The sequence below is a fragment of the Shewanella sp. SM55 genome (assembly GCF_025654025.1).
GTDB lineage: Bacteria > Pseudomonadota > Gammaproteobacteria > Enterobacterales > Shewanellaceae > Shewanella > Shewanella oncorhynchi.
This window is the reverse complement of sequence record NZ_JAKKRS010000002.1, coordinates 447,551-470,591: the sequence shown is the minus strand read 5'-3', so window position 1 is coordinate 470,591 and position 23,041 is coordinate 447,551. Positions and strand designations below refer to the sequence as shown.

Below are 23,041 nucleotides of genomic sequence, written 5' to 3'. Positions count from 1 at the left end.
AACTATTGGGGCAGAGAGTTACTTTCTCTCGGGCATGACGTCAAACTGATCCCGCCTCAGCATGTTAAGCCATTTGTCAAAGGCAATAAGAACGATCGCAATGATGCCTTCGCTATCTGTGAGGCAGCGCAGAGACCGAACCTGATTTTCGTCCAGCCGAGAACCTTAGCGCAGGTTGATATCATCATTACCCACAGAATTCGCGAGCGTCGGATCAGAATACGCACTGCACTAACCAATCAAATYAGAGGCTTACTAAGTGAATATGGAATAGCCCTCCCTAAAGGACGTAATCCATTGAATCTTTTGCTGCCGGAATTACTTGAGAATGCCAGTAATCAACTCACTACGATTGCACGCCAATACATGCGTGAGCTGATGGAAGAGTTGCGTGCGATCAACGTTGCAATAGGTTCGCTGGAAAAAGACATCAAACTGCAGGCAAGAACGCACCCAGATGCCAAGCGACTGATGGGTATAAGAGGCGTTGCAGAAATCATTGCCACTGCCGCGGTGTCATTTGCCGGAGATGGCTCTGGCTATCATGGTGCTCGGCATTTTTCTGCAAATTTAGGACTGGTTCCTAAAGAGTTTTCCAGTGGGGGAAAACAAAAATTGGGCGGCATAACCAAACGAGGTAACAGCTATCTGCGGCGGCAACTGATCCAGGGAGCTTGGTCGATTATTCGCTATGCAAGTAAGAGTAATGACAGGATCTCCGTATGGGCCTTAAAGGTGATTGAGCGGCGAGGTAAACAGAAAGCGGCAGTAGCAATTGCAAACAAATTGGCGCGGATCATCTGGGCTATGCTGTTTCATCGCAGCGAATATCGGCCTTGTTAATATGTAAAAATCGAGTATTAAACTCACCCCAAAAACACGACTACAGATAATGATAAGCAGCAAAGGCGCGGTTCTCATTAAGGCCAGAGAACAAAGATTCTCACAAACAGGTCGGATATACGTACGCAGTATTACTTTCTGTTACTCAAAAAGTGGTTGATCTATTCGAGGTGTCCATATAGGACTTGCTGCGAGTCGACGAGCGAATGCCATGGCAAGCCTGTGCTAGTGGATACCCGTAAACGCTAAACTTCTAACAACTGAAATTACTGCACCCCAAACACTACTTTCCAACACATTTCTGTCCAAAAGTGAGTTGTGTGGTGTCGAGTGGAGATTGTACGATTAAGTCACGCTATATAATCAAATCAGCCAGTTCGTGTATGAGTTAGTGCAAAAAGGGGAGTCAGTTAATCTGACTCCCCTTTTTTGGAACGCTTGTTGGACTTACATTAAAACCTACGTTAGGCCCAAACTAGCGTAATGTTAGAACAATAAATGCGCTACACCTGCGATAACAGGCAGTGTCACTAAGGTGCGTAGAATAAACACTACGAAAAGCTCAACGAAGTTGACGGGAATTTTACTGCCGATAAGCAGTGCACCGACTTCACTCATATAGATCAACTGAGTCACAGATAAGGCTGCAATTACAAAGCGGGTCATATCTGATTCAATTGAGCTGGCAAGGATTGACGGAATAAACATATCCGCAAAACCGACCACGATTGTTTTAGAGGCTTCAGTGGCTTCTGGAATATGCAGTAATTCGAGTAATGGAATAAACGGCATACCAAGATAGTTAAAGATGGGCGTGTGCTCGGCAATAATCAGTGCCAGCGTACCAATGGCCATTACCACAGGGATAATGCCAAATACCATATCGACAACGTTTTTAATGCCTTCATTTAAGACCGCTTTTATGCCACCGGCACTGGCGGCTTTTTCTAAGGCTTTATCAAAGCCCCAAGATAAGGCGCCATGTCCAGCAGGGATCAGCTCATCATCTGGCATGCGTGGTGTGTCATCTATGTAGTTGTCTTTCTTCCACGATAATGGTGGCAACTTAGGCACAATCACAGCGGCGGCAAAACCCGCGAGGCACACAGTCAAATAAAAGGGCACAAACATATGCTCTAACTTAACTTGTGAGATCACCACTAAGCTGAAGGTAATCGATACCGCCGAGAAGGTTGTACCAATAACTGCGGCTTCTCTCTGGGTATAAAAACGGGCTTCGTATTGTTTGCTGGTCAGCAAAATACCGACACTGCCATCACCTAACCATGAGGCCATACAATCGATAGCGCTACGACCCGGTAGATTGAACACGGGACGCATGACTTTCGTTAAGAGTGTGCCAAAGAGCTCGAGTAGGCCGAAGTTCAGCAGCAGCGGCAGTAACATACCTGCAAAGATAAATACCGAGAACAACACAGGTAATAAGTCGTTTAAGACTAATGCGCCAGTGCTCGAGGAGTTGATGATCTCTGGACCTAAACCTAAGTAAGTCAGTACGATAAACACTGCACCTAAGATCCGAGTCGTCAACCACATAGGGCTGACATTCAATAAACCATTAAGGAAGTGATTTTGGCTAACAAATGTGGGCTTAAACACTTTTGACAGTAAAGAGGCCAGCGCCGTAGTCACAACAATAATAGTCACTATGAGGGTTAGCACACCGCTCAATGCGCCTTGCAGTGCTTTAGATATGATAGCGATAGGAATTGTGATCGCATCGTTGTAGCTGATAGGGGTCATAAATAACAACAGACCAATCAGCGAAGGGACGATAAAGGTGAGTATCGTCTTAATGTTTCGGTTTTTATTTTCAGTAGCCAATGTTGTACACCTTAAAGTACGAGTCGTACATGGTAAATTTGAATAAATAGCCGCACGTAACAAGCTGTCGACGCTAATTAAGGTGCATTTAAATTCAACTCAAAAACGAGAATGGGGAAGATTACTCGCTTAGCTTCTCTATGTAAAACGATTCGCTAGTTAGTTTGATATAAGCAGCAAAACAGCATAGTTATTTTACTTCAGTTGTCGATAAATTAAGAGTGGTTATATTGGCGTGCATTGCTGTAAAGGCATTATTAAACATAGCCTTACAATCATTTGCCTTAGGTGGGTTAACGACTGGTTAATTACTTGTTTGCTGATGTGTGTGAAACTCTCTAGATGTTATTTTTGCACAAAAAAACATCAGTAACTTTAGCGCTACCGCCATGTTGGCTGGTTTTCTGTTCGATTTGAAAGTGCAATAGAGATAACTCTGGCTATATAGCATTGGCGAGAACCTGTTGTGCATATCGCGGTAATGTTAAGGAGCCTTGGGCACTAGGACACATTTTTATGCGATAAGCCTTTAAATCGACTTATCTCTAAAAGTGACCTTCTCCATTATCTTGATGCTTTTGTGATTGACTAAAAAGTCGCAAATAACGATGAAAGTAAAAATATTATTCATAAAGCGGATACCCGCCGCTTTAAATCTTCTCATTTCCATGTAAGTTAGTATTACTCCCATCCAGCTCTAGTATTCATGATCGCAAAAGTACAGAAGGTTACGATTAAAGGCGGCTCAACACTGGCCATTAAGTTTGGTTTTTTGGGGATCTTTGGGCTTTTAATTGGCATTGTTATTACTGTTTTGGGGTTCGATGATTCTGAATTCCATCGCTTCAATTTTTTGAATCACACCCTAAGTGAATTAGGGACTTATGGTCATTCGTCTTTCGCTGTCATTCTCAACGGTGGGTTGTTTTTTGGCAGTTTAAGCCTCGTTTTCTATTGTTTGTCTTCTTTGCAGCAGGTGACTTCTTGCTGGGGATACCCTTTCTTTATCAGTTTGGCTCTCACTTTTCTGGCTTTAGCGAGCGTGGGATTATTTCCGGTGAACGTGTATCACTTGCATGTTCTTGGGCTGAAATGGTTTTTCTATCTGGGGAGTTTGAGTGCGATTTTCTACTTAGCCTTGGTCTGTTTCGGCAAGTCTAACTTTGGCCGTTGGACTGGGTTGTTGGCGTTAATAGTCTTATGTAGCATGTTGACGTTTCTGTATGCACCACAGCTCAATTTAGGTTTGACCGAAGGCGATAGACCGTTTTATCAGGAGATGGTATTGCAACTGCCGCGTCCTACTTTGTGGTGGCCAGCCCTACTAGAATGGATTGGACTGGGAAGTTTATTGTGTTGGACAAGTGTGCTGCTTTTTAGCCAGTTAAGCTTCAGCCAAGATCCCAAAATCATTGGCTGAGTTATCTTTGAATTTAGACTTATCTTCAGCTCTAGGCTATGGATTCACATGCACAGCAAGGCCCGCTTCACCAAACCAATAACCGTTGCACTGGGTTATATCAAGGTTGCTATTCATTGAGAAATCCTGAGTATTTTTAGTCGCTTGAATCGTATCAACCAAAGCATTGGCTTTAGTGATGCAGTCAAGACTACTGGGTGATACTCGAAACACATCGACCCCCATCTGTGTCATTGCCGCTATTTCACTGCGTAAATCTAAACAGCTAGCGGATTGGGTTTGAATTCCATTGAGTCTGAGTAAAGGTTGCTGCTCTTGGGTTTGCGCGAGTAGTCCTTTACTGTATTCACGGCACACCGTTTCGCAATGATCTTTCGTGAGCTGTTTGTGCCTAGCGGTAAAGCAGCGCGCCGAATGGGCGAGTGGTAAATAGCCGTGGCCGAGCACTTCCACCTCAAATGATGGCTGTTCTTGAATTACTTGTTGTAACCAAGCCTTAGATAGCTCCACTGGCATCACAAATCTTTGCATTCCAAACCGCTGCAAGATGTCTAAACTAGCACGATTGTAGTTATTGATACTCGCGCCGCAGACAAAGGGTAACTTACGCTCTTTAGCAAGATACACTGCCGCCATATCGTTTGCTTCGACGATAAATTCACCGTTATCGACCTGGCGTTTGAGCTCAGTATATTCAGATGGCGCTTCGATTAAGGCCAGCGTTGAAAGCACGACTTCTTTACCCGCCTGCTTGAGCATTTGCGCCAGCTCTAGATAATCGCCCCACTTGAGTTCGCGTCTGCGGCTACAAACCGCCTCACCTAAATACACTAAGGGAATTTGACTGGCGGCGACTTGCTGGTAAAAGTCAGCGACTTGCTGTTTCTGCCAGCAATACAACAGTGGTCCTAGGGAAATCTTCATAAGGTGTCCTTTGTCAATCTTGCTCTCTATTTACCTTTTATTGCCAATCGCGCTCGTAGGCGCCAAGCGTAGTGATCTGACCCTCGGATACTTTCGCTAGGGCTTGTTCCCAATGGGGCTGATTTTGGCTTTGTGAGTACAGCGCTGGATTATTTAGATAGGTGTCTATGGCTTGACGCCATACTCGAGTGACTTGTTCAACATAGGCGGGGCTGCGTTGACGTCCTTCGATTTTCAGCGACACTATGCCAGCCTTGGCTAGCTCTGGAAGTAAGCTTAAGGTATTCAAACTGGTTGGTGATTCGAGTAAATATTGCGGCGAATCTTGATCTGCTGTGATGTAACGGCCTTTGCATACCACTGGATAACCCATTTGTTCGTCGAGGGCCGATTTATCAATTAACACATCGTTGAGCCGGGTTAATCTGTTCTGCCCTTCTTCTTGCCAGCGTACGTGTTTTGCTGGTGAACAAGATCCACCTGTGTTGGGCGATTGGCCCGTTACATAGGATGACAGCTGGCAACGCCCTTCGGCCATAATGCACAGACTACCAAAGGCGAATACTTCCAAATCCACTGGGCTGACTTTAGCAAGATCCCGTACTTGTTTCATGGATAACACCCGTGGCAATACTACTCGGGCGATGTTAAAGGCTTCCTTATAAAAGCTCAGCGCACCCAGATTGGTTGCACTGGCCTGCACCGATAAATGCAGTGGCAGGTTTGGATAGTGCCTATGGGCATAATCGAGTAAAGAAAGATCGGCGACAATTAATGCATCCATACCCAGTTTTGCCGCTAAATCGATAGCCTGATACCAACGATGCTCTTCACCGGGCTTTGGAAAAGTATTTAAGGTCAAAAAGATTTTCTTGCCGTGCTTTTGCGTCAGCTCAGTGGCTTCTTGCAATTTTGCGGGGGTGAAGTTTAATCCTGCAAACGAGCGCGCGTTGGTGTCGTCTTTTAACCCTAGATACACAGCGTCGGCTCCGGCATGTAATGCCGACTTTAGCGAGGCCAGATTTCCTGCTGGACACAACAGCTCCATAGTGATGCTCCCGATAAAATGATAGCCGCTGAGTGTAGGTAAGATTGAATGGCGATGAATTGATTTAAAACAGGTTTAAGATCATAAAATCCCGATAAACTGGGATATATCATGTTTTATTCTTGTAGGGTTCCCACCATGTCCGCTGTTTTTTTCGCAAAATTTGCTCAGCAACTTTTAGAGTTCACCCCAAAAGCCATCGGCTTTCCCCTTGCTAAGATGCCGTTTAGCCTCAAAGCAAAAGCCATCAGCCAATTGCTTGAACTCTTACTTGCCGAGCAAGCTGCTGACGATGAGCTTGGATTTTTGACGGATAAATGGGTCGCGATTCGAGTGGAAGATATAAACTTAGCCTTCGAAGTCAGTTTTAATGGAAAATGGCAAGTCAGAGAGCTCACCGATGCGCAGGTGACCTTCAGTGCCAACTCTGCTGAGCTAGTGTTAGTGGCGGCGGCGAAGGAAGATCCCGACACGCTATTCTTCCAGCGTAAGCTGAGTATTCAAGGTGATACTGAATTAGGACTCGAAGTGAAAAACCTGCTGCTAAGTATCGAATTTGCCAGTATGCCAGCCCCAATTCGTCTTAGTGTTGAAAAGCTTGCCGCTGTGATTGAGCGTCTTCAAATTGAAGCGAAACCGACAATTATTCTCGCCAAATCCCCAAGCTTTTAACGTTATTTAGTGAGACTACACACTGCTAATTCCATAAAGAAGCCCGCTAAGTTATTATCTTAGTGGGCTTATTTTTATTTAAACTTTATTGTATGGTTTGGTCAATGAGTTAGTAGCTTGCACTCAGTTGTAGTCCCGAGTAGCTCGAATAAGCGCGTAACATCACATGGTAAGTTCCCGCTTGAGTCACTGTAATCGAACAGCTTTCATTGTTCCCATTTTTATAGGGACGGCAATCATAGCTGGTGGTCGTTGGGGTAGTGCCTGCTTTGACATACAGGTCTACATCTCCAGTTCCGCCACTGGTGGCAATGTTGAGTTGGCTATTGGCTGGAACCACTATCTTATACAGTTTCTCTGTTGCCGTTGCCCCGCTTAAATTCGTGACAGGTACGCCATTGGTTAAGCAGTTTGCATCGGTGCAGCTTCCGCCGCCATTCAGGTTATAGCTGGCTGTCAGTTGGGCATTGGCGTAATTATTATAGCCTTGCACCATCACATACCACCGACCCGCCGTAGGTGTGGTGAAGTTACAGCTCTCGTTGTTGCCATTTTGATAGGGGCGGCATTGGTAGCTTGTTGTCGTCGGTTTTTGTCCTTGGCTGACATAAATATCCGCATCACCAGAACCACCCGCTAGATTGATCCCTAAACTTGCCGCATTGACTGGGACATCGATGTAGTAATACGTCGCAGAACCTGTGGCGCCACTGATTGCGACACCCACATTATTTTGCAGCGGTGTTTCATCGACGGGGCAATTATTGCCACAGCCACCATCATCGCTTGCAAGTGAAAACAGTAACTTATTCGGTGAGCCTGTTTTCGCGTCTGTAACTTTATTTGACGTGGCGCGCGTCGTGAGTAAGTTTGTCACCTGTGCGGGAGAGAGATTTGGATTTTCATCTAAGTATAATGCGGCAACGCCTGCCACATGTGGGGCAGCCATTGAGGTACCACTTATGGTATTAGTCGCTGAATTCGAGTTATACCAAGCAGACGTAATGCTCGAACCTGGCGCATAGATATCAAGGCAAGTCCCGAAGTTAGAAAAACTCGAGCGGGAATCGTTACTGGTGGTTGAACCAACCGTGATGGCATTTACCGCCCGTGCGGGTGAGTAATTACAAGCGCTACTGTTGTCGTTACCCGCCGCCACTACGAAAGTGACCCCTGCGGCAACTGCGGCATTGACTGCATCATCAGTTGCTTGGGAGGCGCCGCCTCCTAAACTCATGTTTGCGACGGCGGGGCCGGAAGCATTGTTTTTCACCCAGTTTATCCCTGCAATCACGCCAGAGTTACTACCTGAACCTGAACAGTTGAGTACTCTGACGCCCACAAGATTGACGTTTTTAGCCACACCGTAGGTAGCGCCGCCAACAGTTCCTGCCACATGGGTACCATGGCCGTTACAGTCAGTCGCATCGTAATCATTATCCACAAAATCATAGCCACTGCTGGCGCGACCACCAAACTCATTGTGAGAATTAAGCACGCCAGTATCGATCACAAAGGCGGTTACACCAGAGCCGTCGAAATCCGTGTGATAGTTACTATCCAATGGCAAGTTTCGTTGATCGATTCTGTCTATGCCCCAGGTCGGACTCGGTTGATTGGCATTGGCTTCAACCATAGGCGTTACTGACATGATTTGATCTTGTTCTATGTATTTCACATTTGGATCTTTACGCAGTGCTTTAATCTGTTGGGCGCTGGCCTTGATGAGTACACCATTGAGCACATTGCCAAAGTTTTTCATCACAGTGACATCATATTGGTTGACTAAACTCTCGGCTTGTTTCGTCGCGAATTCAGCTATGGTGTTGTTATTACTTAGATTAAGAACGCTTGGGGTATTGAATACAACAATGTAAGTATCTTTGATGGCTTTAGATTGCGGGACACTTACCATACTCGCTTGGTATTCATTAGCGTTAACAGGGAAGTAAGCAAGTCCAGTTGCGACCGCGACTGCAATTAAATGTTTCTTATGCATGTTGAACTCCATTTTCTTTTTATGTCTCCACGGACTTCGAGACATAATTCAATGTAGAAGGTATTTTCAACCTGCCCAGTTCGGTGCTTAAGGCGTATCTAATTTACAAGGTTAAAATGTAACACTTGATTTACAATTTGACCGTGGGTGGATTTTTACTTAGCTAAAGAGTGAGGTGTACAAATAAGCGTCAAAATAATAACTATAAGTCTATTAAAACAACCGAGTTTGTAAAAGTGGTTATTTATCAAGCGACATTTTGTCCGAATCACAAACTGTGAAGCAGCGATAAATTCCGTCTGCTACTTTTTTGACATTCACCGCTGAAAAGAAGTCAGTCTAAAGTAGTGTTTTGACTAATGCTGAAGTAAAGGCTTGGATTTAAGCGATTTAAAGGTTTTCCATACCGTTAAATGCATCTTTATTGTGATTTTTTATGCGGGTTGTTTTGCGCAGGTTATGGCAGGTATTAGGGTAGATTTGACCGAGAGGCATTATAGCCACTCGGTCAGGTGACGTGATTAAGTTTTTTGCGTTAACACGGCAAATTTCACTAACAATTCGTCGTTAGATTCGATACGGTTTGGATCTGGGTCGATGCAATCAATGGGGCAGACAGACACGCAAGTCGGTTTGTCGTAGTGACCCACACATTCGGTGCAGCGGTCTGGATCGATTTCATAGATCTCTTCGCCCATAGTGATAGCCTGATTAGGACATTCAGGTTCACACATGTCGCAATTGATGCAGCTATCGTCGATCAGTAGTGCCATGATCTTAACCTAGTTCATGTGGGTTGCGAGTATCCTGACCTTGGGGCAAGTTACGCAGCAAAATACCGTGGCTCAAATCGACTTCTTTCGGCACGGGTAGATACACAGTGTGCCCCGAACCTAAACCAGCTTCAACCGCTTCAGCTTTGCGATTTTCGAGTTGTTCAATCGTCAAATTGATATTGCCCTGCGGCGTCATCAGTTCAACACTGTCGCCAACGGAGAACTTGTTTTTTACTTCAATTTCGGCCAATCCTGCAAGATTACGTTTTCCCGTCAGTTCACCTACAAATTGTTGGGTGTCACTAACTGAGTAGCCATAGTCATAATTTTGGTATTCATCATGCACATGGCGACGTAAAAAGCCTTCGGTATAACCACGGTGGGCTAGGCCTTCTAATTGATTCATTAGACTGCGGTCGAAATCTTTACCCGATGAAGCATCTTCAATCGCGCGGCGATACAGTTGTGCTGTACGGGCAACGTAATAGAAGGACTTAGTGCGGCCTTCAATTTTGAGCGAGTCTATGCCCATTTTAGTTAGGCGCTCAACGTGCTGAATGGCCCGTAAGTCTTTAGAGTTCATGATATAAGTGCCGTGCTCATCTTCGAAGGCGGGCATGTATTCGCCGGGGCGATTGGCTTCCTGTAGTAGGTAAATTTGATCTGTGGGAGCGCCTGCGCCTAAGGTCGTTGGCGTTTCAATTTGCACCGCATTTGGCATGGCAATGATGTCACCGCTGTCATTTTGCTGCGCTTCGTGTACATCGTATTTCCAGCGACAAGCATTAGTGCAGGTGCCTTGGTTAGGATCGCGTTTATTGATATAACCTGAGAGTAAACAACGGCCTGAATACGCCATACACAGGGCGCCATGCACAAACACTTCAAGCTCGATATCGGGGCAGCGCTGACGAATTTCTTCGATTTCATCTAAGGACAATTCGCGTGACAGGATCACGCGTTTGATGCCTTGGGTTTGCCAAAACTTTACCGAGGCCCAGTTGATGGCATTCGCTTGCACGGATAAATGCACCACTTGATCAGGAAACACTTCACGCACCATCATGATTAAACCGGGATCGGACATGATCAGTGCGTCAGGCTTCATCGCCACTACGGGTTCCATGTCCTTGATATAGGTTTTTAGCTTGGCATTGTGGGGCGCGATATTGCTCACCACATACAGCTTTTTACCGAGTGCATGGGCTTCTTCAATCCCAGTGGCAAGGTTTTCCATTTTAAAGTCATTGTTACGTACCCTTAGACTATATCTTGGCTGACCGGCATACACTGCATCTGCGCCATAGGCAAAGGCGTAGCGCATGTTCTTTAAGGTTCCAGCTGGAGACAGCAGCTCAGGTTTAAACATAATCACTCTCAAATGGGTTAATAAATGACGCGGTGCGCGGGGGCGGCATTTTACACAATGAAAGTAGGGGTATGCAAATTGCCTTAGTTAACTTTAGCAGTACTTCACATTTTACGAATATAGTGAGTTTGGCTTAGATCAACTGGAGCGGAATATTTCAACTTGAGTGATGATTGAGGTCGATGATCAAGACAGATAAGTAAGGCAAAATTGATAACGCAATCATACAAATTATTAACGTCTGCAGTTTTTTCTACGCATCTAATGACAGCCAACTGATATACTCCAACAATCCAATGTTGATGTTTACAGATTGATGGGAGTTAAGATGTCTACCGAACATCTACTGTTAGTCAGTTTATTAAAAAAACTAAAAGACGATGCCTTAGTACTACCGACCTTGCCTGAAGTGGCGATGCGGGTGCAAGAAGTGGTTGGACGCTCCGATGCGAGCCTTAAACAAGTGGCTGAAGTGATCGGTCAAGATGCCGCGATTTCTGCGCGTATTATTAAGGTCGCCAACAGCGCGTTATATAGCCGAGGCGTACCCGCTGAAAGTATCAACAGTGCGGTTTCTCGTATTGGGTTAATCCAGATTAAAAGCATTGCCACTTCGGTGGCGATGGAGCAATTATTCATTTCCACCAATGAAATGGTGTGGGAAGTCATGGATGAAGTGTGGCGTACCTCAATCGATGTAACTGCTGCGTCTTGTGCCATGCTGCAGATGTACAATAAGCGTCATTCAACCAGTCGGTTAAATTTTGATACCTTAACCTTAGCTGGACTCGTGCATAACATTGGCGCCTTACCTGTATTAACAGAAGCGGAGGCGCATCCCCATTTATTCACTAGCATTGATCAATTACGCGCGCTCGTACGTAAAATGCAAGGGCCTTTGGGTCGTGCTGTTTTGAAAAGTTGGGATTTCTCTACCGAAGTGATGGAAGTGGTTGAGCGTTGGGCTGATTTACCTTATCTACCCGATCATGTCACCTATCTTGACTTTATTCGTGCAGCGGCCTTTTATACCGGTGAATTGCGAGCGGGCACTGAACTAGAGCAACGTCTCGGTGTGTTTGTCGCCCGTGGATTACCTGTGACGACCGATGATTTAGCCAGTGATGAGTTTATGGATAAATTCCATTCAATTAGAGAAAGTTACCAATAATCGTTAGGCCTAAATGGAATTCAAATGGCGCTGATATCTTTTATCGTGTCATTTGAGAAAAAGCTTACGTGGTATGGCAGAGGCCAAGGTATGTTCGTAATCGGGTTAGTTGTCGCTTCTCTCGCTTTATTGATATTTTCATTGTATATCCTGCAGGCAAAATACAGATCTTTACGGTCGCAGCAAAAATTCTTAGCACAGCTTTGTACCCAGCTAGAGCAGCAAAAGGTTGAACGCCAAGCTTTAGACATTGGCATCGTCCCCCAAGCGTTTGCTCCTCTCTACCATACTTTAAATGAATTATTAAAGGCGTTACCGGCAAGTGTGGGCAAGGATAAGTTAACAGGACTTGTTAATCGTGTCGGCTTGAAACGTACTCTTACCGGCATGATGCCGCTGACTCAAGGGACATTAGTGCTAATTGATATTTATCGATTTCGCTATGTGAATGATCTCTTTGGTTTTGTGTTTGGCGATATCCTGCTGAAGCAATTTGCCGAACGCTTAAATAGCTTAAGTTTATCCCCGAGATTAATCGCACGCCTCAATGGTGATGAATTCTGTTTATATTACGAGCAAGCGTTGACTGAGGAGCAATTAGTCCACTTAAGAGGGCGATTGCAAGTGCCTTTTAGCATTAAGAACACACCCGTCAGCGTTAAGCTTCAAATCGGTTGTCTGTATTTACAAGAACACCACGCCGACACGAGTCAGATGTTACGTCGAGTCGATTTGGCGCTGAAGAAAGCCCGCCATTCTCGTAGCGCGATTGCTTACTATGCCCAAAATGATGATATTCGTCAGTTAAGAGAACTGAAAATTATCGATAGTTTGCCTAAAGGTTTGCAACGTAATCAAGTATATATGGTGTATCAAGCTAAACAGGATATTACTACGGGTCGATGTTTTCAGGTTGAAGCCTTGATGCGTTGGGAGCATGACGAACTCGGCATTATTTCTCCTGGAGAATTTATTCCCTTAGCCGAATATGCTGGCATGATTGATTTAGTCAGCCAATGGGCACTCGATCAGGTTTTAGCACAGCAGGCAAAATGGCGCGCGGCGGGGATACAATTGTGTGTTGCAGTTAACCTCTCGACACGGGACCTTGACAGTGAAACCTTACCCCAAGAAATTGCTGCAAGATTAGCCTATTACCAGCTCCCTCCCGAATCCTTGATGATCGAAATTACTGAAAGCACTTTAATGGCGGATTTGACTGAGGCGGTCGAGACGTTAGGAAAGATACGTGCCTTAGGGGTTAGACTTGCAATTGATGATTTTGGTACGGGTCATTCTTCCTTAGCTTATTTAAAGCATTTACCCGTTAATGAAGTCAAAATTGATAAAGCCTTTTTAAAGGATCTGGAGCAGGATAAACCATCGGAATACATCCTCGAAGCCAGTATTAATATTGCCAAAAAACTCGGTTATGAGGTAACTGTTGAAGGAATTGAAACGCTTGAGATTAGAGATAGGTTAGTGGCTATGGGGGTTGATACTATACAAGGTATGTATTACGCGAAGCCCATGAGTGCCGCCGAACTCGAAATGAACTGGGCCCAACTACATAATACAATCTAAACCTTGTGCTCATTAAAGTAAGCGCTCGTTAAATCAAATGCTCGTTAAATCAAATGCTCGTTAAATCAAATGCTCGTTAAATCAAGAGTACTAAGGCTTGCAGCCGAGCCTTAATACTGTCCAGTTATCGTTATTTGTGTTGTACTTCTTTGAGTGATTTTTGTTGCCTTTGCTGATGTCAAAATAAGCTCAGGAAATCGCGCGTACTTGTATGTAAGAGTATTAGCTTTGTTCGCTTGATGTGAAACCAAGACTTAATATGGCGATTAACTCTGCCGGCATAGGCGCTAATTGACGGGCTTGATTCATACACACCATTTCAATGGTTGCCGTAACAGCTGGCTTTTTACCTTGTGGGCGCCAAATCTCCTGTAGCCACACAGTGCGATACTTGCTCTCAAAGTAAAATTTAGTCCGTACATCGATAATATCGGCAAATTCCACCCCCTCATGGCACAGCATATCGCTACGATACACAGCAAAACCCAGTTGGTTTTGTTGCCATAATACACTTAAACGCTCAGCACCAATCACATGTTCACGGGCGCGCTCGAAGTATTTCAAAAAGTTGGGGTGATACACCACGCCAGAAAAATCAGTATCTTCATAGTAGATTTGCACTGGGAAAGAAAAGGTCGGGCTAAATTGCGGCATGGGGTACGGCTATTCTAGATAGTTTTATTGCGCAATAGTTTAGCGGCTTATCTCTTAAAACAAAACCTCTAATGCAGAGAGACAAAAGCGCTGTTAAGGGAAATGTGCAGGCTACTTTAGGTCGGCAACGGCGATGCTTAATCTGGACATGATTGACAATGTGACGACTGAAATAGTCATTAGATTCGATTATGGGACGCTTTTCTGCTTATAGATAAAATGCTTGTTACCCAAAAATATCACGCTAATCAGGCAGTAAAATCACACTATCGTGCCTAATTCATTAATCCCTTCCTATACTGATAACTGCAATCCCTTTCTTACGTTGATTTGCTAGGTTGAGAGCTTTATATGAGCGAAATTAAAAAATCAGAAATATTGACAGAGAGTGGCACAAATGAACTCGAAATTATTGAGTTTCATCTACATAAGACACTTCCCAATGGTGGCCATAAAGTGTGCCATTACGGTATTAATGTCGCCAAAGTGAGAGAAGTAATTAGGGTGCCAGAAACGTCAGATTATCCCAATGCCCAGCGGCACATGGTTGGGGTGTTCTCGCTGCGAGAAAAGTTGATCCCTTTGGTCGATCTAGCCGGTTGGCTCGGAATATCGACACCTGAGGATTTAACCCACAAAGTGGTCATAGTGACTGATTTTAATAAGATGATTAATGGGTTCTTAATCGATAGTGTTCGTAGCATCCATAGAGTGTCGTGGGAGCAAGTTGAATCGCCGAGTCAATTTTTAGAAGCGGGTGAAAATGATTGTGTCGTTGCCGTAGTGCGCCGTGATGGCATGCTCATTATGATATTGGATTTTGAGAAGATTATTGCCGATATCAATCCTGAACTGAGTATGGATAAGTACGATGTCACGCTCGATAGAAGTGTACTGATCAATGATAAAATGCTGGCGAAACGTGAAGCGAAAACGATTTTAATTGTCGATGATTCCGCTTTTATTCGTAAGATGATCGAAAATACCCTTCGTAGCGCAGGTTACAACATTATCACAGCCAAAGATGGTGGTGATGCCCTTGAAATGCTGATGGAATTTGAGAATCTTGCTGACCAAGATAATGCTTCTATTTCTGATTTTGTCAGCGCCATTATTACGGATGTTGAGATGCCTCGCATGGATGGCATGCATTTGGTGAAACGCTTAAGAGAATCCAAGGCGTATCGACAAATGCCAATTGTGATGTTTTCCTCTTTAATGAGTGAAGATAACCGCGCAAAGGCGATGGCATTAGGTGCTAACGATACCATTACTAAACCAGAAATTGGTCGTATGGTCGGTATGATAGATAAATACGTATTCGAAGAGTAATGCCATTTCATTTAGTGGCGATATTTGAATATGGGGTATTCGAGTCATCGCTATCAACGTCTTGAGTGATTCTTCAATGACAAGCCATATCAAAGTAAAAAGCCATATTCACCGAGGCGAATATGGCTTTTTTGTAGGGTAAATGTTGTTTACTAGCGGATGATCATTTGATCGCGCTCTGGTCCAACAGAAACCATGCTAACGCGTACACCCATTAAGTCTTCAATACGTTCAACATATTGTTGTGCGGCGACTGGTAGGCTTTCGAAGGTGCGACAACTAGTAATATCTTCGCTCCAGCTTTGCATTTGCTCATACACTGGGCTTAACGCAGCAGTTTGTGGCCAAATTGGGTTCTCAGTGTGTTCACCAGCATAGGCAACACAGATTTTCAGATCTTTCATGCCAGAAAGACAATCAATCTTAGTCAGGGCAATTTCGGTTGCTGCTTGTAGCTCAACACCATTACGGGTGGCAACAGCATCAAAATATCCCATGTCACGTGGACGGCCTGTCGTTGCACCAAACTCGTTAGCATTTTCGCGGAAGGCGTCTTGCTCTTCCATTGCGGTCACTAACGTGCCTGTGCCGACTGATGAGCTAAAGGCTTTCGCGACAGCAATTACGCGCTCTGGACGCAGAGCTGGTAAACCGCTGCCGATACCCGCGTAAGCCGCAGTCACGTTTGAAGATGTGGTATAAGGATATTCGCCGTAGACTAAGTCGCGGCCAGCACCTAACTGCGCTTCAAACAGTAAGCTAGCATCTTGTTTTTGTAATGCTTTTAATGGCTCTGTCACATTACAAATAAACGGACGCCAAGGTGCCGTCACTTCTAATAACCATGCGGTCATTTCGGCGGCGGTTTGATTAAAATCGCAGCTTGGATAAAGTGCTTTTAACTGTGGCAATTTCCAGTCGAGCATAAATTGAATGCGCTCTTGCAGCACTTCAGGTTGGTTTAACCAGCCGACTAAAATGCCTTTTTTCATCACGCGATCGCCATAGGCTGGTGCAATACCTTGACGGGTTGAACCATAGGCGAGGTCGCCAAGACGTTGTTCTTCTAAGGTATCTTCTAATGCATGTAGAGGTAAGCACAGGGTAGCACGGTCAGAAATGCATAATTTGACTTCAATGCCTGCCGCTTGCACTTCAGCAATTTCTACACTGAGTTTTTCAGGGCTGATCACCATGCCAGGGCCTAAAACTGCAACGCAGTTAGGGTTGAAAATGCCACTCGGTAATTGGTGTAATTTAAAGGTGCCATAGTCGTTGACGACGGTATGACCAGCGTTGTTACCACCTTGAAAGCGAATACTGGCAGCGGCATCCGCGGCTAAATAATCTACGATGCGGCCTTTGCCTTCATCACCCCAATTTGCACCCACAACCACGATCGACGGCATAACAACATCTCCTCATTGATTAAGACGCTATGCTAGACCCGTCATTTAAATAAGAGAAATTAATTATGGTTATCATCCCAATAAGAATTTCATATATCATTGGCTATCATCAACTCTAATACTTTGCAAAAGGTGACGTTATGCTCGATATCCATTGGTTAAAGACCTTCGTGACTTTAGCTGAATACAAGCATTTTGGGAAAGCGGCCACAGCGCTGCACATGACGCAGCCCAATGTTAGCTTGCATATTAAGCAGTTAGAGCAAAGCACTCGAGTCAAGTTGATTGACCGTAATCCCTTTCGATTAACGCAAGCGGGATTTCGCCTGTTAGAGAGCAGTCAGAAGACGTTAATGGAGCTGCAAATTTGTCAGGCGGATCTCAATGCGATTAATGATCTTAGTCAAGGCACATTGACCATTGCCGCCAGCGACATTATCTCGCGGTTATTGTTGATCCAGCCGTTTCAGCTTTTTAAGGCGGAGTTTCCGGGAATAGATTTCTCACTGCTCAACACAACCTCATCACAAGCCTCTGAATTGGTGAAAAATGCCGAGGCAGATTTAGGGTTTGTGATTGCGCAGAAGGAAAGTCAGCCACTGCATTTTACTGAGCTACAACAGATTAAATGGTGTGCAATCGGAGATAATTTACAGCAATGGCAGCAGGCAAAACCCTCTGTGGATACGCCCTTAGCCGAGCAACCGACGTTGATTTTATTAGGACACGATACGCGAACCCGCGAATTGTTAGATCCCGCATTGCCGTCGCTGAACTTATCGAATTACAGAATAATGGAAGTCGGCAGTGTTGACGCGCAAATCGATTGGGCAGAGGCGGGATTTGGTGTGGCTATCGTACCGGAATTTTCGGTTTACACTAAGGCGAATCTCACCACTAAAGTCACTCCTCTACCGCAATTCCCTACAACGAGTTTAGGTTATATTGTGCGCCAGAATCAGATCCTGTCGAAGGCTATTAAGCAACTGTTATATTGGGTGAATCAAGAGATCATTCGCTCGCAGCGGTAATCTATCATTCGCTCGTAGTAATAGGCGATTAGTCAGCGACTAAGAGCAGTTTGTCGTATTGGCCTGTGGCTTTTAGCTGTGATAAGCCAGCGTCGAGTTGGCTTGCTAAGGTTTGTGCTTGCGGATTTCCTTTCGAGAAGGCCAAAAAAATATCGCTGCTGTGGTTAGCAAATGCAGGAATAATCTCATCATCTACCCCCATTTTTTTCAGGTTTTCCTTGGCGACTAAGTCGAACATCAAGGCGGCATCTATGCGACCAATCAATAATAAATTGATCAGCTGTTGTTGGTTGGCGACGGTGACGATATTGAGCTGTTGCTGTTTAACTAATTTGGGAAATTCATCGCCATATTCATAGCTTTTAATCACGCCGATAACGGTGCCTTTAGGTAGCGCCCATTTATTGTCTGCAAGAATAGGTTTTTGTTTCTTTTGATAAAAAGAAGCCGTGGCGATAAATAATGGGGTGTTTCCAAAGATGAAGCGTTGCTCAGTACTGTTCTCGCGGGTGACGTTAAACACCCCATCAACTGCACCTTTTTCCGCCATCATTAAGGCGCGGGAGTAGGGCACAACTAAGCTATTCACTTCAATATGCGACTGTTTAAATGCGGCTTGGATTAAACGATGGGAAATACCTTGACCAAACTGATTGGCGAAAGGTGGCCAACTGTCTTCTGCGGCTAAGGTTATGGCTTGAGGTTGCGATTCTGCTGGTATTGCATTGCTTTCTTTAGCGAGTGCCATGTTGCAAATAATGGATACGAGCAATAAAACGATGCTAAGTATCAATGCTGACGGCAAATTTAATGCCTGCTGCATCCTGAGCCTCATTCTGTTCCCTGCACGCATTTTGCTTCCATCTCCCCGCTTAATATATGGCTTTTATAGCATAAAGAATTATATCTAGACTAATGATTTGAATATTAATTACTGATAGTTAGTCCTTTTGTGATGTTTATAGGATATTTCAACAACCTCAGTTTACTGTGTGCGGGTCTATTATTTTTATGTACTGTGTTTAAGGGGAATTTTACGTTGGGCAACACATGAACTGGCTTAGCTTTCTTGCTAAGTAGAAGAAATTGAAATGGATAATCTGCCATCAAACGAATCGCTAAATTGTTTAGTGAGGTTCGTTTGATGGTGATGTGTGTTGATCTTAGCTGCGCTATTTGACCTTAGTGGCTTGCATAGTAATCCAAGTCTTATAGGGCTGATACTTGTCATAACACCAATGGAATAGGGTGCTGTAGAAGAAGAAAAAGATCAAAAAAACCGCTTCTAAGCCCATGGCTGCCAACCAACCTATCTGTAGAAACCAGGCGATGGTCGGTATGCTAATGAAAATAAGTCCCCCTTCAAATCCAAAGGTATGCAGTATTCGGGTTTTTAAAGTGCGTTGCTCTCGATTTGCGCCAAATACCCTGTCGAATCCTAGGTTGTAGAAGTAGTTCCATACCACGGTATAAAGACTCAAAGCGATACCAACTATGACAAGTTCACTGGTTCCTTTGCCTGATATAAGGGCAGAAACGGGGATAATAATAGCGAGTGCAATCGCTTCAAAGAGTAAGGCGTTAAAGATACGTTCTGTCGTTTTCATGGCTATTTCCCATTCATTTAATGTGACTATGGCCATAATTTTATCTAGTATGGGGATAAGTTATAGTTAGGTAGTATCGGTAAAAGCGATATGTTTAGTCTCGAACAACTCGAAGCCTTTATGGAAACCGTAGAATCTGGTTCATTTTCAAATGCTGCAAGGCAACTTAAGAAAGCACAATCCGTGATTAGCCAGCATGTGATGAATCTTGAAATTGACTGTGGGGTTGAGTTATTTGACCGTTCGGGTCGTTATCCGGTATTAACGGCCGAAGGTAGTAAATTACTGCCCTACGCAAGAGCGACGATTCTTCAACATCGTAGGCTCAAATATACCGCCTTATCGCTCTTCAGTAGTCAATCTTCAGAAGTGTGCCTTGCGATGGATGAAGGCATTCCGATACAGAGAATATCTGAAATTATTCGGTTGTTAGAAGGTGATTTCCCTAATATTGAACTCGAGTTTCTCAGTGCCTCAAGCATAGATATTATCGACATGGTGCATTCGGGAAGAGCATCTACAGGATTGATTTTTAGTGAATTATCTATGCCAAGTAGTATAGATTTTGAGAGTGTTGGGGTGATTCAATTCGATCTTTATGTGGCGAGTTCGCATCCCTTAGCAAAATCAGTTGCACCGAACATGGACTCATTGCGACTGTATCGACAATTACTCATCCGCTCACGGAATACTAAAACCAGTAGTTTTCAGCAGGCGTTCAGTCCTGATGTTTGGTATGCCGATAACTATTACGTGTTATTGGAGCTCGCATTACAGGGCCATGGTTGGTGTCTGTTGCCCGAGCACATGGCGTCCAGTTCAGTTTTATCGGGTAATTTAACTCGCGTCCCCATAGAATTTGAGCAGATAGGCTGGTATGCAAACGTCGATGTGATCCAGCATCAAGATAAAAGTAGCCTGCCATTATTGAAACGACTCAGACAACTGTTTAGAGAACTCTTAGTTGGACAGAAATAAATGGTTGGACAGAAATAAAGCAAAGCATAAATAAAACCCCAGTTAAGTGAGTACTCTACTGGGGTTTAGTTTTTGTGGATCAGGATTGGTGAATCAGGATTAATTATTACGCGGAAAGTTAGCCAGCACTAGTTCGGCCACTTTGCGCAGTTCATTCGGGCAAATTCCACTGGTCGCTTGTACGGCCATACCTTGCAATACAGTGCCTATATAACGGGCAAGCAGCAAGGGATCGGCGTCAGCGGGCAAATCACCTTCATCTTTGGCGCGTTGCAGTCGTTCGCACAGGGCTATTTCTCCGTCACGGCGACGATTAATCAAAGTATCTTTAATCGCTTGTCCTGCTTCACTACAGGTGAGTGCCCCTTGAACAATCAAACATCCCTGTGGATGGCTTTTATCCACCAAAGAGCTTGCCGCACCTAGTAGCATTGACTCGATAACCTGATAGGCGGTTTTTTGTTCAAGTGCCGGGTAGAAAAACGCACAGGGGCGTTGTTCATATAATTCTATCGCCTTGAGAAATAACTGTTCTTTATTACCGAAAGCGGCATAAAGGCTAGGTTTATTAATGCCCATAGCTTGGGTGAGATCGGTTAACGATGTACCTTCAAAACCTTTGAGCCAGAAGACTTCTAAGGCTTTTGCTAATGCATCGTCAGTGTCAAAAGCTCGTGGGCGACCAACACAGGGCGTCTGGGTGACGGTTGACATCATTAGGCTCCTCAATTCTCAATTGCCCCTAGGATAGACATGGGTTTAGTCCCTGTCCAGCCACACTTGCCACCGATGACGGACTTAGGGGGATATGTCTACTTAGTCATTCAAGGTGTCACCTAAGTTCAGCATGTTATCTGCGTTAGTCAGTGTTTGCTTCAATATTCATCAAAATGCTTTGCAGTTCAAACTCGTAGCCTTTTGCCTCTGGACGCATTGCCTGCCTAGGGTAAGTGCACACTTTTAATTAAATACCGATCGGTACATAAATTTGTTGACAGCATCATTTTACGCTATATATTACCGTCCAGTACAGAATATTTTTTACCAGTCGGTATTTAATTGGTTTGGTTTGTAACACAGCTGCATGTGTGTGGTTCGAACAGCGTGAAATGCCCGCCACTTTGAGGATAGTAATATGATGAGTAACAAACCTTTACGAATAATGATGTTAACGGCTGTGGCTGCTTTCGTCCTTTCAGCTTGTGGTGAGCAAACTGCGCAGCAGGGACCTGCACCGAGTGCGCCTAAGGTGGATGTCGCTCAGGTATTACATGAGCGAGTCACCGAATGGGATGAGTTTACCGGTCGTTTACAGGCGCCAGAAAGTGTCACCCTTATCCCGCGGGTGTCGGGTTATATAGACTCAGTAAATTTTAAAGAAGGCGCCTTAGTGAAAAAAGGCGAAGTGTTATTTCGCATCGATCCAAGCGTGTTTGAAGTGGAAGTGGCCCGGTTAAAAGCAGATCTTGCTAGCGCACTCTCTGCAGAGCAACTGGCCACTAATGATTTTGAACGAGCACATAAGTTATTTGACCAAAAGGCGGTCTCGGCCGAATTACTCGATACCCGTGAGTCGAATAAACGTCAGACTGCAGCCGCAGTCGCTTCGGTGAAAGCAGCACTCATGCGCGCCGAGCTTGATTTAGCTTATACCCAAGTGCAAGCGCCGATTGATGGCCGCGTATCCTACGCTAACGTCACTGCGGGTAACTATGTCACCGCAGGGCAGAGTGTGCTGACCAGCTTAGTCTCTACCGCCAGCATGTATGCCTATTTTGATGTGGACGAGCAAACCTACCTTAAATACGTGAAGTTAACCGCGCAGAACAAACGTAACGATCCCCGTGCTGGCGATAATCCTGTTTACATGGCTTTAGCCAATGAGCGCGATTATCACCATATTGGCATGGTCGACTTTGTGGATAATGCGATGGATAAGCAGACGGGTACTATTCGAGTTCGTGCGACTTTTAACAATGAAGACAATAACCTATTGCCAGGCTTGTTTGCGCGTCTTCGTACTGCGGGCAGTGGCGCCTATGAGGGGATCTTGATTGACGATAAAGCGGTTGGCACAGATCTCAATAATAAGTTTGTGCTGGTCGTCGCTCATGATGGCACGGTCGAATATCGCGGTGTGACCTTAGGCGAAAAAGTCCAAGGACTGCGCATTGTAACCCAAGGCTTGATGGCCGATGACAAGATCGTCGTTAATGGTATGCAACGCGTACGTCCTAAGATGCAAATTGAGCCAAACATAGTGGACATGGTCGACAGCGACAAGCTCGAGGCACTGCGCCAAGCCCAGTTAATACTCGATAAAAATCAAGAGCATTTGACGGCGCAAGCGGTCGAAACGGCGAGCCGCGGTTAAGGAAT

General features: G+C 44.7%; 20 protein-coding genes. 9 read left to right on the top strand and 11 right to left on the bottom strand.

The genetic code is table 11. The annotated features are described in order from the left end of the window. The coding region (locus L5L91_RS05365; RefSeq protein ID WP_263235832.1) for an IS110-like element ISShes7 family transposase at positions 1 to 843 on the top strand (843 nt) is incomplete at its 5' end. A gap of 486 nt (positions 844 to 1,329) precedes the next feature. Here L5L91_RS05365 and L5L91_RS05360 read toward each other — a convergent pair. Then, a complete protein-coding gene (locus L5L91_RS05360; RefSeq protein WP_131523258.1) occupies positions 1,330 to 2,688 on the bottom strand; it encodes a YjiH family protein in 1,359 nt (452 codons plus the stop codon). 706 nt (positions 2,689 to 3,394) lie between these two features. On the opposite strand from L5L91_RS05360, the gene L5L91_RS05355 reads away from it, so the two are divergent. Then, a complete protein-coding gene (locus tag L5L91_RS05355) occupies positions 3,395 to 4,108 on the top strand; it encodes a hypothetical protein (protein WP_028761881.1) in 714 nt (237 codons plus the stop codon). Positions 4,109 to 4,144: 36 nt separating this feature from the next. Here L5L91_RS05355 and L5L91_RS05350 read toward each other — a convergent pair whose 3' ends face one another. Next, positions 4,145 to 5,032 carry a U32 family peptidase gene (locus L5L91_RS05350; protein ID WP_259523928.1) on the bottom strand — a complete coding sequence of 296 codons (888 nt, stop codon included), beginning with the start codon at positions 5,030 to 5,032 and terminating at the stop codon, positions 4,145 to 4,147. 37 nt (positions 5,033 to 5,069) lie between these two features. After that, a complete protein-coding gene (locus tag L5L91_RS05345; protein WP_113939322.1) occupies positions 5,070 to 6,080 on the bottom strand; it encodes a peptidase U32 family protein in 1,011 nt (336 codons plus the stop codon). Between the two features lie 138 nt (positions 6,081 to 6,218). On the opposite strand from L5L91_RS05345, the gene L5L91_RS05340 reads away from it, so the two are divergent. Beyond that, positions 6,219 to 6,752 carry an SCP2 domain-containing protein gene (locus L5L91_RS05340; protein ID WP_219234640.1) on the top strand — a complete coding sequence of 178 codons (534 nt, stop codon included), beginning with the start codon at positions 6,219 to 6,221 and terminating at the stop codon, positions 6,750 to 6,752. A gap of 109 nt (positions 6,753 to 6,861) precedes the next feature. On the opposite strand, the gene L5L91_RS05335 is transcribed toward L5L91_RS05340, so the two are convergent. The 3 genes from L5L91_RS05335 to yegQ all read right to left on the bottom strand — a co-directional run bounded on the left by L5L91_RS05335 (position 6,862) and on the right by yegQ (position 10,896). Beyond that, positions 6,862 to 8,751 carry a S8 family peptidase gene (locus L5L91_RS05335; RefSeq protein ID WP_263181184.1) on the bottom strand — a complete coding sequence of 630 codons (1,890 nt, stop codon included), beginning with the start codon at positions 8,749 to 8,751 and terminating at the stop codon, positions 6,862 to 6,864. 521 nt (positions 8,752 to 9,272) lie between these two features. Next, on the bottom strand, positions 9,273 to 9,524 hold the full coding sequence (locus L5L91_RS05330; protein ID WP_263235831.1) for a YfhL family 4Fe-4S dicluster ferredoxin: 252 nt from the start codon (positions 9,522 to 9,524) through the stop codon (positions 9,273 to 9,275). Positions 9,525 to 9,528: 4 nt separating this feature from the next. Beyond that, positions 9,529 to 10,896 (bottom strand): tRNA 5-hydroxyuridine modification protein YegQ, encoded by a 1,368-nt coding sequence (yegQ, locus tag L5L91_RS05325; protein WP_263235830.1) that lies wholly within the window; start codon positions 10,894 to 10,896, stop codon positions 9,529 to 9,531. Positions 10,897 to 11,224: 328 nt separating this feature from the next. Here yegQ and L5L91_RS05320 point away from each other — a divergent pair, with 328 nt between their 5' ends. Both L5L91_RS05320 and L5L91_RS05315 read left to right on the top strand, forming a co-directional pair. Then, a complete protein-coding gene (locus L5L91_RS05320) occupies positions 11,225 to 12,067 on the top strand; it encodes an HDOD domain-containing protein (protein WP_131523262.1) in 843 nt (280 codons plus the stop codon). Positions 12,068 to 12,157: 90 nt separating this feature from the next. Continuing rightward, the gene (locus tag L5L91_RS05315) at positions 12,158 to 13,651 is read left to right on the top strand and encodes a putative bifunctional diguanylate cyclase/phosphodiesterase (RefSeq protein WP_263235835.1); all 1,494 of its coding nucleotides are present in this window, start codon (positions 12,158 to 12,160) and stop codon (positions 13,649 to 13,651) included. Positions 13,652 to 13,873: 222 nt separating this feature from the next. Here the strand turns inward: L5L91_RS05315 and L5L91_RS05310 are convergent, their stop codons facing one another. Beyond that, positions 13,874 to 14,305: a thioesterase family protein gene (locus tag L5L91_RS05310; protein WP_263235829.1), complete on the bottom strand. Its 432-nt coding sequence runs from the start codon at positions 14,303 to 14,305 to the stop codon at positions 13,874 to 13,876. Positions 14,306 to 14,656: 351 nt separating this feature from the next. Here L5L91_RS05310 and L5L91_RS05305 point away from each other — a divergent pair, with 351 nt between their 5' ends. Then, positions 14,657 to 15,637: a chemotaxis protein gene (locus L5L91_RS05305; protein WP_028761419.1), complete on the top strand. Its 981-nt coding sequence runs from the start codon at positions 14,657 to 14,659 to the stop codon at positions 15,635 to 15,637. 152 nt (positions 15,638 to 15,789) lie between these two features. On the opposite strand, the gene L5L91_RS05300 is transcribed toward L5L91_RS05305, so the two are convergent. Then, positions 15,790 to 17,046, bottom strand: coding sequence for an adenylosuccinate synthase (locus tag L5L91_RS05300; protein ID WP_113939327.1), 1,257 nt, complete (start codon positions 17,044 to 17,046; stop codon positions 15,790 to 15,792). 140 nt (positions 17,047 to 17,186) lie between these two features. On the opposite strand from L5L91_RS05300, the gene L5L91_RS05295 reads away from it, so the two are divergent. Then, complete coding sequence (locus L5L91_RS05295) at positions 17,187 to 18,077, top strand: LysR family transcriptional regulator (RefSeq protein ID WP_028761417.1); 891 nt, start codon at positions 17,187 to 17,189, stop codon at positions 18,075 to 18,077. A gap of 28 nt (positions 18,078 to 18,105) precedes the next feature. Here the strand turns inward: L5L91_RS05295 and L5L91_RS05290 are convergent, their stop codons facing one another. Continuing rightward, positions 18,106 to 18,930: a substrate-binding periplasmic protein gene (locus L5L91_RS05290; protein WP_263140160.1), complete on the bottom strand. Its 825-nt coding sequence runs from the start codon at positions 18,928 to 18,930 to the stop codon at positions 18,106 to 18,108. 319 nt (positions 18,931 to 19,249) lie between these two features. After that, positions 19,250 to 19,684 carry a PACE efflux transporter gene (locus tag L5L91_RS05285; protein WP_168822865.1) on the bottom strand — a complete coding sequence of 145 codons (435 nt, stop codon included), beginning with the start codon at positions 19,682 to 19,684 and terminating at the stop codon, positions 19,250 to 19,252. Positions 19,685 to 19,774: 90 nt separating this feature from the next. Here L5L91_RS05285 and L5L91_RS05280 point away from each other — a divergent pair, with 90 nt between their 5' ends. Next, positions 19,775 to 20,662 (top strand): LysR family transcriptional regulator, encoded by an 888-nt coding sequence (locus tag L5L91_RS05280; protein WP_263235828.1) that lies wholly within the window; start codon positions 19,775 to 19,777, stop codon positions 20,660 to 20,662. Positions 20,663 to 20,761: 99 nt separating this feature from the next. On the opposite strand, the gene L5L91_RS05275 is transcribed toward L5L91_RS05280, so the two are convergent. After that, complete coding sequence (locus tag L5L91_RS05275) at positions 20,762 to 21,379, bottom strand: TetR/AcrR family transcriptional regulator (RefSeq protein ID WP_198572928.1); 618 nt, start codon at positions 21,377 to 21,379, stop codon at positions 20,762 to 20,764. Between the two features lie 418 nt (positions 21,380 to 21,797). Here L5L91_RS05275 and L5L91_RS05270 point away from each other — a divergent pair, with 418 nt between their 5' ends. Further along, positions 21,798 to 23,036, top strand: a complete 1,239-nt coding sequence (locus L5L91_RS05270) for an efflux RND transporter periplasmic adaptor subunit (RefSeq protein ID WP_263181186.1) — start codon at positions 21,798 to 21,800, stop codon at positions 23,034 to 23,036. Positions 23,037 to 23,041: the final 5 nt, after the last annotated feature.

Excerpts from the sequence above, each read along its gene's own strand:
- L5L91_RS05350 (WP_259523928.1), bottom strand. The coding sequence starts at position 5,032 with ATGAAGATTTCCCTAGGACCACTGTTGTATTGCTGGCAGAAACAGCAA.
- L5L91_RS05310 (WP_263235829.1), bottom strand. The coding sequence starts at position 14,305 with ATGCCGCAATTTAGCCCGACCTTTTCTTTCCCAGTGCAAATCTACTAT.
- L5L91_RS05295 (WP_028761417.1), top strand. The coding sequence starts at position 17,187 with ATGCTCGATATCCATTGGTTAAAGACCTTCGTGACTTTAGCTGAATAC.
- L5L91_RS05270 (WP_263181186.1), top strand. The coding sequence starts at position 21,798 with ATGATGAGTAACAAACCTTTACGAATAATGATGTTAACGGCTGTGGCT.
- L5L91_RS05290 (WP_263140160.1), bottom strand. The coding sequence starts at position 18,930 with ATGCGTGCAGGGAACAGAATGAGGCTCAGGATGCAGCAGGCATTAAAT.
- L5L91_RS05335 (WP_263181184.1), bottom strand. The coding sequence starts at position 8,751 with ATGCATAAGAAACATTTAATTGCAGTCGCGGTCGCAACTGGACTTGCT.
- L5L91_RS05355 (WP_028761881.1), top strand. The coding sequence starts at position 3,395 with ATGATCGCAAAAGTACAGAAGGTTACGATTAAAGGCGGCTCAACACTG.
- L5L91_RS05315 (WP_263235835.1), top strand. The coding sequence starts at position 12,158 with ATGTTCGTAATCGGGTTAGTTGTCGCTTCTCTCGCTTTATTGATATTT.
- yegQ (WP_263235830.1), bottom strand. The coding sequence starts at position 10,896 with ATGTTTAAACCTGAGCTGCTGTCTCCAGCTGGAACCTTAAAGAACATG.
- L5L91_RS05300 (WP_113939327.1), bottom strand. The coding sequence starts at position 17,046 with ATGCCGTCGATCGTGGTTGTGGGTGCAAATTGGGGTGATGAAGGCAAA.
- L5L91_RS05345 (WP_113939322.1), bottom strand. The coding sequence starts at position 6,080 with ATGGAGCTGTTGTGTCCAGCAGGAAATCTGGCCTCGCTAAAGTCGGCA.
- L5L91_RS05320 (WP_131523262.1), top strand. The coding sequence starts at position 11,225 with ATGTCTACCGAACATCTACTGTTAGTCAGTTTATTAAAAAAACTAAAA.
- L5L91_RS05280 (WP_263235828.1), top strand. The coding sequence starts at position 19,775 with ATGTTTAGTCTCGAACAACTCGAAGCCTTTATGGAAACCGTAGAATCT.
- L5L91_RS05285 (WP_168822865.1), bottom strand. The coding sequence starts at position 19,684 with ATGAAAACGACAGAACGTATCTTTAACGCCTTACTCTTTGAAGCGATT.
- L5L91_RS05340 (WP_219234640.1), top strand. The coding sequence starts at position 6,219 with ATGTCCGCTGTTTTTTTCGCAAAATTTGCTCAGCAACTTTTAGAGTTC.
- L5L91_RS05330 (WP_263235831.1), bottom strand. The coding sequence starts at position 9,524 with ATGGCACTACTGATCGACGATAGCTGCATCAATTGCGACATGTGTGAA.
- L5L91_RS05305 (WP_028761419.1), top strand. The coding sequence starts at position 14,657 with ATGAGCGAAATTAAAAAATCAGAAATATTGACAGAGAGTGGCACAAAT.
- L5L91_RS05275 (WP_198572928.1), bottom strand. The coding sequence starts at position 21,379 with ATGATGTCAACCGTCACCCAGACGCCCTGTGTTGGTCGCCCACGAGCT.